At 69.3% G+C, this 13186-nt stretch carries 10 protein-coding genes; 6 read left to right on the top strand and 4 right to left on the bottom strand.

The window, feature by feature from the left end:
• From QZ994_RS14920 to QZ994_RS14910, 3 genes are all read left to right on the top strand, one after another.
• Positions 1 to 1030 (top strand): porin (locus QZ994_RS14920; RefSeq protein WP_290873286.1); only part of this gene is annotated, 1030 nt, incomplete at its 5' end.
• A 29-nt stretch (positions 1031 to 1059) separates the two neighbouring features.
• Complete coding sequence (locus QZ994_RS14915; protein ID WP_290873283.1) at positions 1060 to 2241, top strand: MFS transporter; 1182 nt, start codon at positions 1060 to 1062, stop codon at positions 2239 to 2241.
• Entirely contained in the window at positions 2238 to 4925 is a 2688-nt protein-coding gene (locus QZ994_RS14910; protein ID WP_290873280.1) for an alpha-L-rhamnosidase C-terminal domain-containing protein, read from the top strand. The genes QZ994_RS14915 and QZ994_RS14910 overlap by 4 nt, the downstream gene beginning before the upstream one ends.
• A gap of 38 nt (positions 4926 to 4963) precedes the next feature.
• Here QZ994_RS14910 and QZ994_RS14905 read toward each other — a convergent pair whose 3' ends face one another.
• The 4 genes from QZ994_RS14905 to QZ994_RS14890 all read right to left on the bottom strand — a co-directional run bounded on the left by QZ994_RS14905 (position 4964) and on the right by QZ994_RS14890 (position 9617).
• On the bottom strand, positions 4964 to 5776 hold the full coding sequence (locus tag QZ994_RS14905; protein ID WP_290873277.1) for a hypothetical protein: 813 nt from the start codon (positions 5774 to 5776) through the stop codon (positions 4964 to 4966).
• 283 nt (positions 5777 to 6059) lie between these two features.
• Positions 6060 to 7286 (bottom strand): PepSY domain-containing protein, encoded by a 1227-nt coding sequence (locus QZ994_RS14900; protein WP_290873274.1) that lies wholly within the window; start codon positions 7284 to 7286, stop codon positions 6060 to 6062.
• Positions 7287 to 7294: 8 nt separating this feature from the next.
• Positions 7295 to 9331 (bottom strand): TonB-dependent siderophore receptor, encoded by a 2037-nt coding sequence (locus QZ994_RS14895; protein WP_290873271.1) that lies wholly within the window; start codon positions 9329 to 9331, stop codon positions 7295 to 7297.
• Between the two features lie 19 nt (positions 9332 to 9350).
• Positions 9351 to 9617, bottom strand: coding sequence for a hypothetical protein (locus QZ994_RS14890; protein ID WP_290873268.1), 267 nt, complete (start codon positions 9615 to 9617; stop codon positions 9351 to 9353).
• On the opposite strand from QZ994_RS14890, the gene QZ994_RS14885 reads away from it, so the two are divergent.
• The 3 genes from QZ994_RS14885 to QZ994_RS14875 form a co-directional block, all read left to right on the top strand.
• Positions 9616 to 10254: an NAD(P)H-dependent oxidoreductase gene (locus QZ994_RS14885; protein WP_290873265.1), complete on the top strand. Its 639-nt coding sequence runs from the start codon at positions 9616 to 9618 to the stop codon at positions 10252 to 10254. The genes QZ994_RS14890 and QZ994_RS14885 overlap by 2 nt on opposite strands.
• A gap of 13 nt (positions 10255 to 10267) precedes the next feature.
• Entirely contained in the window at positions 10268 to 12769 is a 2502-nt protein-coding gene (locus tag QZ994_RS14880) for a ligase-associated DNA damage response DEXH box helicase (RefSeq protein ID WP_290873262.1), read from the top strand.
• Positions 12766 to 13186: metallophosphoesterase (locus QZ994_RS14875; protein ID WP_290873259.1), on the top strand; the 421-nt coding region annotated here is incomplete at its 3' end. The genes QZ994_RS14880 and QZ994_RS14875, both read left to right, overlap by 4 nt.

The raw sequence follows: 13186 nt of genomic DNA, 5'->3' as shown, positions 1-13186 counted from the left end.
CATCGACGCGGCCGTGGAGCACCTCAGCGACAGCAAGGGCCAGAGCGTCACGCTGATGCAGAAGGTGGGCCACGTGCCCTCGCGCCTGGGCTTCCGCGATGTCGAAGACCTGGGGGGCGGCCTGCGCGCCGGCATCAACCTGGAGATGGGCATCGGCGTGGACACCGGCGCCTCGGTGAACACCAGCAAGACCTGGGCACGCGAATCGCACCTCACGCTGGGCAGCCGCGAGGTGGGCGAGCTGAAGGTGGGCCGCCAGCAGTCGCTGATGGAGCAGGGCTACCTGATGTTCGACGTGGACCACCTCTCGCAGTACTCGCCCGCGCTGGCCATGCGCCTGGCCAACCTCGACCAGGACCCGTGGGACAACGCCATCTCTTACCGCACGCCCATGTGGCAAGGCTTCAGCGTGGCCGCGGCCTTCACCCTGGCAGAAAAGGGCCGCGCCACCCCCGGCCAGTACGCCCCGCAGATCGTGGGCGCCGGCACCCTGCGCAACCAGCGCGCTGTGCTGGCCACCTACATGGCCGGCCCCTGGGCCGCAGGCCTGAGCTGGCAGAACAGCGGTCAGCACCTTGATGCAGGCGGCGACGCCATCCAGACGCTGCTCAACGCCAGCCTCGTCTTCCGCACGCGCGAATGGGAAGTGGGCGGCATGCTGTGGACGCAGCGCAATGAACTGCCTTCGGGCACCACGCCGCGCACCGACATGTGGATGCTGGGCGGCGCCTACAACCTCAACCCCGCCGTCAAGCTGGTGGCGCAGGTGGGGCAGGCCCGCGACAACGGCCAGAACTACTACGTGGGCATCGACAAGGGCACCGGCCGCAACAACTACCTGAACCTGGGTGCCGACTACAACTTCTCGCGCCGCACCACGGCCTATGTGCGCGCCGGCCGCATCAGCGACAGCGGTGATGGCTTCAACGGCCGTGCCGCCCTGTCGTCCCTGGCCGTGGCCGAAGGCCTGTCCGTGCCGGCCAACGGCTCGGTCAAGGGCGTGGCCATCGGCCTGCGCCACTGGTTCTGACGCACGGCACGCCACAAGGAGCCCGCACCATGCACACCACCGAACGCCTGCCCGCCCGTGTCGCCCTGCTGGTGGCGCACTGCGCCGGCATGATCGACCTCGTCGCCCTGCCCGTGTGGGTGGGCACCTTGATGAGCGGCCACGGCCTGGACGCGCCCCACGCGGGCGGCCTGGCCACGCTCTTCCTGCTGGGGGCCGTGCTCACCAGCCTGGCCACGGCCCGGTGGTGGTCGCACCGCACGGGGCCGCTGCTGGCCTCCTTTGGCTATGCCATGGCGGCAGCGGCCTTCCTCATGGCCTCGCGCCTGCCCTCGTTTGGCGAGCTGGCGCTGTGGCACGCGGTGGCCGGGGCCGGCGCGGCACTGGGCCTGAGCCTCACGCACGGCGCCATTGGCCGCAGCGCCCACCCGCACCGCCTCTTTGCCTGGGCGGGCCTGGCGCTGGGCCTGTTTGCCACCGTGTTCCTGGGCGCCTCGCCCGGCTTGATCGCGGCGCATGGCCCGGGCACCTTGTTCCTGCTGTTTGCCGGTGTGATGGGCGTGGCTGCGCTGGCCTGCGCCGTGGCCTTCCCCGCCGGTGCGGCGGATGCGCAGCATGTGCCTTCGCATGAGCGTGCGGCCTTCGGTGCGCGGGCCTGGGCCGGTGCCGCCGGTGTGGCCTGCATGGCCCTGGTGCAGGCCATTGTCTTCAGCTTCATGGAGCGCATCGGTGCCGGTCACGGCCTGGACACTGGCGCCATGAGTGGCGTGCTCATCGCCCTGGGCCTGATCAACCTGGTGCCCGCCCCGCTGGCCGCCTGGCTGGAGCAGCGCTGGCGCGTGCGCACCGTGCTGATGGTGGGCCCGGTGCTGCAAGCAGCGCTGGCCTTCGTGCTGACCAACAGCCCCTGGGTGCAAGGCTATGTGGCCGCCGCCTTGAGCTTCTCGGCCGTGATGATCTTCACCCACACCTTTGCCTTTGGCTGGTTGGCGCGCCTGGAGCCCACGGGCCGCCTGGTGGCCGCCACGCCCGCCATGCTGATGACGGGCTCGGCCATCGGGCCCTTCCTGGGCGGTGCGCTGGTGGGTGGCCTGGGCTATGGCGCACTGGGCGTGGCCGCACTCGTCCTGGGGGCCCTGGGGGCTGCCCTGTTCCTGCATTGCACCGCTGCGCCCGCCCTGCCGGCGCCCGCGGCTTCTTCCCAACCCGAACTGCACAAGGCGGCCGCATGAGCAAGTCTTCCTCTTCCCATTCCCCACTGAACCTCGGCCGCCGTGAATGGCTGCAGCGCCTGGGTGCGCAAGCCGGTGCCCTGGCCCTGGGCAGCACCTTGGGCGGTTCGCTCAGTGGCTGTGGCGGCGGCAGCGATGCAGGGAACAGCGCCACCACCGCCTCTGAGTCGGGCCTGGCCTGGCCATCGGGCATGAGCGCCAACTTCGACCACGCCGCCGCCACCGGCCTGGTGCTGCCCCAGGCCATCCAGGCCAGCAGCGGCCAGGTGAGCGCGGCCACGGCCTTGCTCAGCGGTGACGCCTGCACCCTGGTGGCCGACGCCGACACCCCACCCACGCTGATGCTGGACTACGGCCGCGTCACCGGTGGCGTCCCCACGCTGGAGGTGGTGGCCTTCACCGGCGCGCCGGTGCTGCACTTCGCGCACAGCGAATCGGCCGCTTACCGCGATAGCGGCGACGTGACCCTGGGCTTCTCCATCGCCAGCGAGCCCTCGCGCGCCGTGGCCTGGCCGGTCACCGCCACCGGTGTGCTGCGTGGCCGCGTGCTGCAGGGTGGCCAGCGTTGGCAGAAGGTGTGGCTCACCGGCAGTGGCAGCGTCACCGTGCGCCAGCTGGGCCTGGACGCCGTCACCATCCACAGCGTGGCAGACCGCAGCGCCACCGGCTGGTTCCGCAGCAGCGATGCGCTGCTCAACCAGATCTGGTCCATCGGCGCCTACACGGCCGAGCTCAACCAGATGGCCCAGGGCACTCAGCCCACGCCCTGGGTGCTGGGCACCGACGGCGCCAACGTCGGCCCCTCCGGTCTGGCGCTCTACCAGGCTGGCGTGGCCTGGTCCACCTACACCGTGCAGTTCCATGCCACGGTGCAAGCCGGTGGGCTGGGCTGGGCGGTGCGCGCGTCCATGCTCACGCGCCTGGCCTTCACCCTGTGCACGGCCGATGACGCCGACCACCCCGACACGCTGTTGATCGAAACCGGCAGCATCTTCATCGGTGGCACGCGCACCCTGTCGCGCGTCAGCTTGCCCACCAGCCTGCCCACGGGCCAGTCGGCGGTGATCGCCACCGAGGTCACGGCCAGCGGTGTGAGCGTGTCGATCGATGGCGTGGCCGTCACCACGGTCAGCCTGGCCGAGGTGGGCTTCCTGCCCAATGGCTCGTTTGGCTTCTTCAACCGCTCGGCCTGTGCGGCCGTGGTCAGCGATGTCAGCGTGGTGGATGCGCAAGGTGCCTCGCTGTATGCATCGGGCCTGCGTCTGGCCGACCAGGCCAGCGTGCTGCGTGCCTTCCCCGTGGGCAGCAACCCCGTGCCCCTGCTCACCGACGGCGCCAAGCGCGAGCGCCAGTCCTTCTCGCTGGACCTGGTGGCCGCGGCCCCGGCCGTGTACTGCGGCACCGGCTGGTCCGAGTGCGTGGCCGGCTCGCTGCGCCAGCTGTGCGCCTACATCGATGCCAACGGCCAGATCGCGTCCACGCTGGACCCGGCCATGTCGCTCGACCCGCTCAGCCCCGCCACCGCGCCACAAAGCCGCTGGTATTCGCTGTCTTACGCGCTGCACGTGGTCGTGGCCCTGGCCGACTGCTGGCGCCACAGCGGCGACCTGAGCCTGGTGCAAGACCTGTGGCCGGCCGTCAGCGGCCAGCTGAGCTGGGCCCACAGCCTGGTCGACAGCACCGGCCTGCTGCTCACCGACGGCAGCACCGGCCTGGACTGGCACCCGCAGTTCGGTGGTGCCCTGAGCGGCCACGTCAGCCTGGTCAACGTGGTCTACGTCAAGGCCCTGCGCGATGCGGCCGAGATGGCCACGGCAATGGGCGACACCGCCCTGGCCGGCACCTTCACCACACGCGCCACCACGGCCCGCGACGGCCTGGCCAGCGTGCTGTTCAACGCCAGCACCGGCGTCTACGACATCAGCGACGCGCTCACCGGCACCGTGGGCCAGGACAGCAATGCGCTGGCCGTGCTGTGGGGCGTGGCCGATGACAGCCGGGCCCAGGCCATGCTGGACAAGCTCGCGTCTTCACTGGCCACCACATCGGGCCACCGCGCGTTCTCGACCGACACGGGCTGGGGCAGCGTCATCAGCCCCATGGTCAGCGGCTTTGAAGTGGGCGCGCTGTTCCGCGCCGGCCGCGCCAGCGACGCCCTGGCCCTGGTGCGCCAGGGCTGGCGCATGATGGTGGAAGACAGCACCCACGCCTGCGGCACCACCTGGGAGTCCATGAGCGACGCGGGCGTGCCCTCCGGCCCCGACATCAGCCTGGCGCATGGCTGGTCGGCCGGGCCCACGGCGGCCTTGTCCCGCCATGTGCTGGGCGCGCGGCCCTTGGCGGCAGGCTGGTCGCGCTGGTTGTGCAAGCCCATGCCCGGTGACCTGAGCTGGGCGGCCGGCCAGCTGCCCACGCCGCTGGGGCCCGTGGCCGTGCGCTGGAACCTGGCACCCGCCAGTGGCCTGCGCTGCGCCATCGCGGTGACCGTGCCGGCGGGCAGCCAGTGCGTGCTGGCCTTGACCGCCGCCATGCAGGGCAGTCGCATCACGGTGAACGGCCAGACCGTGAGCCTGGCCAGCAGCCTCGACAGCGCCCTGGGCACCGATGCCGACCTGGACGCGGCCAGCTGCCGCTACCTCACGCTCAGCGGCACGGGGGAGTTTGTGATCCGCGTGGCCGAGTGAGGCTTCCGGGTGTCGGCCTCAAGGGGCCCCAATGGGCCTCAGGCGGCATCCTGCTCCTGCACCTCGGTCAGCTCGGCCTGCGTGGGTGCCAGGGCGGCTTGAACCGGCGTGGCCTGGGCCATCGCCATCCACACGTCAAAGGGCAAGGTGCAGGGCTGGTGGCGGGCCGGGCGCAGCAGTTCGAGCTGACCCCGTTCGATGTCGCCATGCACGACCCACACCCCCAGCTCTTCGGGCAACTCCTTGGGTTCGGCCAGGCCCGCGGGGAACACGTAGTGGCACTCGCTGCACAGCCACTGGTAGGCGGCACGCTTGGCCTTGTTGCGCAGGTCGGAGAAGAGATCGGCGCGGCTGACCTTCACCTCGTGCACCATGGCCTGCAGGTAGGCCGGGTTGCTGGTGCGCCGCACGGAAAACAGATCGGGCCGGGAGAGGCGCCACTGGGCCGAGGCCAAGGCCTGCGCAGGGGTGGGGGACGGCTGGGCATCAGCCCAGAGGCCCTCGCTGGCCAAAATCGGCGGGATGTCGGTGGAGGCCTGACCCTCGATCTGGGCCCTGAGGGAGAGTTCTCGCCACACCAGCCGCCCCGAGGCCATCAGGTGATCGGCCATGCGCAAGGCCAGCCGGTCGTGGCTACTGTGGGCGCGGCGCTGGGCCTGGCGGCTTTGGCCCAGCAGCGCAATGCCCTCGTCGGTCAGCTTCAGGCATTGCTGGGCCGGGTGCTCGCCCACCAGGCTGACCCAGCCCGCGGCCAGCAGGTCGATGTCGATCGGATCGCGGCTGGGCCAACCGGCCGAGCGCCAGATCTTCATCAAGCGGGTGAGGTGGGCGCGACTGGGGGTGGGGCTCACGGCCGGGCGGGGAGAGTCAAATACTGGGTAAATATACAGTATCTGGCTCAGAGTTGCCCGTCTCGTCAATTGGCGCAGCGTGCCTCCAGCGCATCGATGAACGACCGGTGGGGGGGCAGACGATTTCTTGGACTACCTGGAGGTAGTTCATGTTTTCAACAGCGGGCCACCATCTGCTTGTGTTGGCGTATGGGCGCGCCCCAGCCTCGCAAGTCACCCCGTTTCTGTGTTTCCAGTTGATCTTTGCGGCGCTGGGCGGCAGGCTCGTGGCCCACCGTCCCATTCAGGTTGCGGCAGCAGCCCGCCCCGCCAAGGCTTGATTCACGCTGTGCCTGGCGCGCCGCTTGCGCGCCCAGATGATCACCCCGGTCACGCACAGCACCGCGATCAGCAAGCCCAGCAGCGTGACCGCGATGCGGCCAGGCAAGCCGACAATGCGGCCCGAGTGCAAGGGGAACATCGCTTGCAAGAACACATCGCCTGCGCTGCCCTCGCCCGGCACAGCCTGGCCCAGGATGCGGCCGGTTCTGGCGTCCAGGTCCACTTGCACATTGCCCAGGCCCATGTCGCCATGGCTGAGTCCGGCCTCGTGAAAGCTCACCGTCCAGGCGTTGCTTTGGGGGCGCAAATACAGAGAGCCGGGCGGTGCGCTCCAGCCCTCTTCGCGTGCGATCTGGGTGGCACGAGCCAGCACCGCGTCACCATGCTGGGCCAAGGTCGCCAGCGCGTTTGGCGGCACCGGGGGCAGCGTTTCCGCCACCCTGGGCGTCAGGGGAGAGAACCAGTTCACCACCGGGCGCATCACTTGGTCGCCCAGGTTCAGGGCCACCGCGCTGACGGCCAACACCAGCACGGCGGCCCACACCCATACCCCGCCGGAGCGGTGCAGGTCGAACACCACCTTGTGAGGCCCTTGCCCCCAGCGGAAGCTGAACGAGCGCCGCCATTGCGACAGCTTCGGGAATGACAGCCACAAGGCCACGACGGCATCCACCACCCAGGCCATCGCCAGAAGGCCCATCCCCCATATCCCCCACTCGATGCCGCCCGCCTCCGGCAGGTGCAAGCTGTAGTGCAGTTTGTAGAGGAAGGGCACGATGTGCTCGCGGCTGAGCGACACCGTGCCCCAAGCTCTGCGCCCCTGCACCTCGCCCGTGACCGGGTCCAGCGCCACCTGGTTGAAGCCCAGCACGTGTGCCAGCCCTGTCTGTGGGTCGATCCGGGGCACCACCCACAGCATGAGCGTATGGCCAGGCTCGGTGCTCAGTGGCATCCAGCTTACCTGCAGGCGGGGATCGGCCGCCTCCAGTTGCCGGGCCAGCGCCAGGGCGGGTTGTGGTGTGCCCTGGCTGCGCGATTCGTAGAGTGAGGGGTTCAGCCACGCGTCGATCTCGTGATCCCAGGCGATCACGGCGCCAGTGAGCCCCGCGACAGTGAGGAAGCCCGCAGCCACCAGACCGAACCAGCGGTGCCAGACCACCAGCCATGGACGAAACAACGATGTTTTCATGGTGCCGCTCAGAACGTGTAGTGCACCGTCAGCTCACCCGAACGCGGCGCGCCGTAGTAGGCCTGGCTCCAATACAGGCTATTGAGGTAGCGCTGGTTGGTGACGTTGCGCAGTTGCCCACCGGCGCGCCAGTTCTGGTTGATCTGGTATTGCAGGCCCAGGTCCAGCAAGGCGTATGCGCTTTGGCTGGTGCGGGCGCCGCTGTCATCGCGGTAGATGCGCGATTGCCAACGCACCGCAGCCGTGGTGCTCAGGCGGTCCGTGGCCTGGTAACGCAGCCCCGCTTTGGCCATGTCTCGCGGCACGAAGGTGCGCGTGTCCTCGCCCTGTGCGTTGGTGATGTCCTGATGGGTGTAGCTCGCGCTTACTTCCACTCCACCACCCAGGCGGCCCACAGCCTCCAACTCCACACCTTGGCTGTCTGCGTCCTCACCTTCGTACACTGTCTTCAGCAGGGTGCTGGACCAAGTGCCCGCGTTCGCCAGGCCCTTGAGTTGCGTTCGGAACAGTGCCGCCCGCAGTTCGAGCTTGCGTGCCAGCAGTTCCGACTTCAGCCCCACCTCGGTGTTGTGGCCGCTGGCTGGGGTCAAAACCTGCAGCTGCGCGTTGACCTGCGTTTGGGGTTTGAAGATGGTGGTGTAGCTCCCGTAGGCAGACAGCTCTGGCGTCAGCGACCACACCGCGCCCACATAGGGCGTGGCGCGGGTCGTGCTGTAGTGGTGTGCAACGCCGTAGTTCTCGCCGTCAGAGTTCAAGCGCATCAGCCTGGCGCCGGTGATGAGCTTCAGCGAATCGGCCACGTTGAAGCGTGCGGCCGCGAACGCGCCAAGCCGATGTGTCTGGAAGTCCGAGCCATCCGTTGCGTCGCCAAATTCTGGCTTGGTGAAGCTGCCGTCCCAGTTGGCCAGGTCCACGTTCAGCGCGGTGTAGGCCGAGCCGCTGTAATCGGCGTAGGCCGATGCCTCTTTGGCCGATTCCCGCCCCCAGTTCAGCCCCATGCTCAGCTCATGCTGGCGCCCCGCCAAAGAAAAGGGGCCGCTGGCTTGCACGCTTGCCATCTCCTGCTTGTAGCTGCCCTTGAATGCTGATGGGTAGGCGTAAAGCCCCGTGTTGCTGCCCGCGACGGGAGAGCCGAATACGTACAAGAGCTCCGAGTCCGTGCGCTGGCCACGGTGCGAAAGCACGCTGTTGACTCGCCAGCCATCGCCCAGTTCGTGTGACAACTCCGCGCTCAAGCGGCGCTCTTTGTTGTTCCACCACGTCCAGTCTGCCGCCGTCGAGGTGCTGCTGTCATATTGGGTGGCCGTGCCATCGCTGTACGTGGTGGGCAGCGCGCCCCACAGCGGGCCCTTGGCTTTGCTCTCTTGTTCCAGCCAGCTCAACGACAAGGTGGTGCGCGGGCCCAGGTCCACCTCCAACGCGGTGTAGAGCGTGTTCAGCGATTTGTGGTTTCGGTCGAGGTGGCCATCACGGTCGTCCGTTGCCCCCACGATGCGCCCCCGAACGCTCCCGTCTGCATTGAGCGCACCCGAGGCATCGCCCTCCAGGCGGCGGGCATGCCTTGATCCCACGCTGACGCCCACACTGGCCTTGGGCGCAACCGTGGGTTTTTTGGTCACGAAGTTGACCGTGGCCGAAGGCATGCCGTCGCCCGTCAGCAGGCCGTTGGCACCACGCAGCACGTCGATGTGGTCGTACACGATGGTGTCCACATCCCCCCACAGCGAACCGTTCGTGAAAGGCAGGCCGGTGCCATTGAGCTGGAAGTTCTCGATGTCGAAGCCCCGCGCCGTGAAGTATGTGCGGTCGGTTTCCACCTTCTCGACTGTCACCCCGGGTGCGGCCGCCATGGCGTCGTTCACCGTGCGCAAACCCTGGTCGTCGAGTTGTTGACGCGTCAGCGTGCTGAGCGACTGCGGCGTTTCCCGGTTGCTCAAAGACAGCCCCGTGGCAGAACTGCTCCGCCTGGCGCGGTAGCTGTCTCGTTGGTCGGTGCGTTCTGCTTCCGAGCCCAGAGGCTGGGCTGTGACGGTGACCGTGGACAAGGTGTCGGCCGCGGCGGGATCAGGCGCCGCAGGCGAAGGCGTCTGCGCCCACAACACACCAGGTGCACAGGTGAGGGAGGCCACGGTGGCGGCCAAGGTCAAAGGATTGCGAGGGCTTGCGAGGCGGATCATGCGATGCAAAGAGGTTGATGTGCTTCGCATCGTAATGCAAATGATTCGCATTAACAAAACAGGGCGCGAGCAGACTTTCAAAATCCTTGCACAGGCAAGGGTTGATCGCATTCGATGCCATCATTGGGCTTTTGCTGACCTGAAAGCCCCACATGAGCAAGCTGATCGACCTGTTGAACTGGCGTTACGCCACCAAGAAGATGGACCCGGCCAAGGTCGTGCCGGAAGAGAAAGTGGCGCGCATCCTGGAAGCCATCCGCCTGACGGCCACCTCCAGCGGCATGCAGCCCTTCCACGTGCTGGTGGTGACCAACCCCGAACTGCGCGCCGCCATCAAGCCGCACGCCTGGGGCCAGGGCATGGTGACCGACTGTTCGCACCTGCTGGTCTTCGCCGCCTGGGACGACTACACCCCCGAGCGCATCAACACCGCCTTTGACCTGGTCAACGAGGTGCGCGGCTTCAAGAACGAGGGCTGGGAAGCCTACCGCCAGAGCGTGCTGGCCAGCTACCCCCCGCGTGGCCCGGAAGTGAACTTCCAGCACGCCGCCCGCCAGGCCTACATCGGCCTGGGCACCGCGCTGGTGGCCGCCGCCGAAGAGCAGGTCGACAGCACCCCGATGGAAGGCTTCTCGCCGGACAAGGTCGACGAGATCCTGGGCCTGCGCGCCAAGGGCCTGCGCTCGGTCGTGATCCTGCCGCTGGGCTACCGCGAAGAAGCCGGCGACTGGCTGGTGAACCTCAAGAAGGTGCGCCGCGCCCTGAACGACTTCGTGACCTGGGTGCGCTGAGGCGTCCCGAGCCATGGCGCCCTCACCCCCCGCGGTGAGCGCCTGGCTGGCCGCCCGCGGCTGGCAGGCCTTTGACTTCCAGCAGTGCGTCTGGGCCGCCATGGCCGCCGGCCGCAGTGGCCTGTTGCACGCCACCACCGGCGCGGGCAAAACCTACGCCGTCTGGCTGGGTGCCCTGGCCGCGCTGGCGTCGGCCGGCCGTGCCGGGGCGAAGGCCCCACCCATCACCGTGATCTGGGTCACGCCCATGCGGGCCCTGGCCGCCGACACCCTGGCCGCCCTGCAGGCCCCCCTGCCCGAACTCGCCCCCCACTGGACGCTGGCCGCCCGCACGGGCGACACCTCCAGCACCGAGCGAGCCCGCCAGCGCGATCGCCTGCCCACGGTGCTGGTCACCACCCCCGAGAGCCTGAGCCTGCTGCTCACCCAGGCCGAGGCCGCCCAGCGCCTGGGCAGCGTGCGCCTGGTCGTGGTCGACGAATGGCACGAGCTGCTGGGCAACAAGCGCGGCGTGCAGGTGCAACTGGCCCTGGCCCGCCTGCGCCACTGGGTGCCTGGCCTCCTGACCTGGGGCCTCTCGGCCACCCTGGGCGACCTGGCCCATGCCTGCGAGGTGCTGGTCGGCCCCGGCCGGCCGGGCGAGCTCCACCAGGCACAGCTGCCCAAAGAGCGGCAGATCGACACCCTGCTGCCCGATCAGGTCGAGCGCTTCCCCTGGGCCGGGCACCTGGGCCTGGCCATGTGCGACGCCGTCGTGCGCGAAATCGAATCCGCCCCCACCACCCTGGTCTTCACCAACACCCGCGCCCAGGCCGAGCTCTGGTACCACGCCCTGCTGGCCGCGCGGCCCGACTGGTCGGGGCTCATCGCCCTGCACCACGGCTCGCTCGACAAGGACGTGCGCAGCTGGGTCGAAGCCAGCCTCAAGACCGGCCAGCTCAAGGCCGTGGTCGCCACCTCCAGCCTGGACCTGGGGGTGGACTTTTCCCCGGTGTCGCGCGTGCTGCAGGTGGGCTCGGCCAAGGGCGTGGCCCGCCTGCTGCAACGTGCCGGCCGCAGCGGCCATGCGCCTGGCCAGCCCTCGCGCCTGACCCTGGTGCCCACGCACAGCCTGGAACTGATCGAGGCCGTGGCCGCCCGCCGTGCGGTCGCGGCAGGCCAGGTCGAATCCGTGCGCAGCCCCGAGCTGCCGCTGGACGTGCTGATCCAGCACGTCGTCAGCGTGGCGCTGGGTGGCGGCTTCGAGCCCGATGCCCTGCTGGCCGAGGTGCGCGGCACCCAGGCCTATGCCGCCCTGAGCGACGCCCAATGGCAATGGGTGCTGGACTTTGCCGGCCGCGGTGGCGAGGCCCTGCAGGCCTACCCCGATTACCGCCGCATCCAGCGCGGGGAGGATGGCCGCTTCCACCTGCCCGATCCCGCCCTGGTCCGCCGCCACCGCATGTCGGTGGGCACCATCGTCAGCAACGGCCACATCCGCGTGGCCTTTGTGCGGGGCGCCGTGCTGGGCCATGTGGAAGAAGACTTCATCGCCCGCCTGCGCAAGGGTGACTGCTTCCTCTTCGCTGGCCGCCTGCTGGAACTGGTGCGCGTGCACGAGATGACCGCCCAGGTGAAGCTGGCCAGTGGCCGCCGCGCCGCCGTGCCGCGCTGGAACGGCGGCAAGATGCCGCTGTCGTCCCGCCTGGCCGATGCCATGCTCGCCGTGCTGGACGAGGCCGCGCACACGCTGGCAGCTCAGCCTCCCGGCGCCACCACCCCACCCGGGCTGGAGCCCGAACTCCGCGCCGTCTGGCCCCTGCTGGCCTTGCAGCAACGCTGGTCGGCCCTGCCGAGGCCAGGCCAGCTGTTGATCGAGCGCCTGCACAGCCGCGATGGCGCCCACCTCTTCGTCTACCCCTTTGCGGGGCGGCAGGTGCACCTCAGCCTGGCCACGCTCTGGGCCTGGCGCCTGGCCCGCGAGGCCCCGGCCACGTTTTCGATCTCGGTCAACGACCTCGGCTTCGAGCTGCTGGCCGCCGAGCCCGAGGCCCTGCCATCGGCTCACGAACTGAGCCAGTGGCGCGACCGCCTGCTGGCCGATGACGACCTGGTCGACGAGGTGCACGCCAGCATCAACGCCACCGAGCTGGCCCAGCGCCGCTTCCGCGAGATCGCGCGCATCTCGGGCCTGGTCTTCAACGGCTACCAGGGCGAACAGCGCAGCGCCCGCCAGCTGCAGGCCTCCAGCAGCCTGTTCTTCGAGGTTTTCCGCCGCCACGACCCCGACAACCTGCTGCTGCAACAGGCCCACCGCGAGGTGCTGCGCCAGGAGTTCGACATTGACCGCCTGCGCAGCGTGCTGCAAGGCCTGCGCGAGCAGACCTGGCAGGTGCGCGAGCTCCCGCGCTTCTCGCCCTTTGCCTTCCCGCTGATGGTCGAGCGCCTGCGCGAAAGCCTGAGCACCGAGAAGCTGCAGACCCGGCTGGAACGCCTGCTGCGCGAACTGCACCGCGTGGCAGACTCCGACGCATGAGCCCCCTCAGCCCGGCCAGCAGCCCGCCTCCCGATGTGGACTTCTGCCTGACCACGCCCGGCGGCGCCACCCTGCGCCTCATGCCCGAACGCGCGGCCTGGTGCCCGCTCAGCCAGACCCTCTTCGTGGCCGATGTGCACCTGGGCAAGGCCGCCGTGTTCCGTGCCCGGGGCCTGCCCGTGCCCCAGGGCACCACCACCGAAACGCTGGAACGCCTCAGCCAGGCCCTGCGGCGCAGCGGCGCCACCACCCTCGTGGTGCTGGGCGACCTGCTGCACGCCCAGGAAAGCCACGCGCCCGACACCCTGGCCGCCCTGCAGGCCTGGCGCGCCCGCCACCCGGGCCTGCGCTGCGAGGTGGTGGTGGGCAACCACGACCGCCACGCCGGCGCTGTCGTAGCCCCGGTATTCGAGGCGC

This window comes from Aquabacterium sp., assembly GCF_021768455.1.
In the GTDB taxonomy this organism is placed as follows: Bacteria; Pseudomonadota; Gammaproteobacteria; order Burkholderiales; family Burkholderiaceae_C; genus Aquabacterium.
The sequence above is the reverse complement of the archived record's forward strand: the minus strand, read 5'-3'. Positions and strand labels throughout refer to the sequence as shown.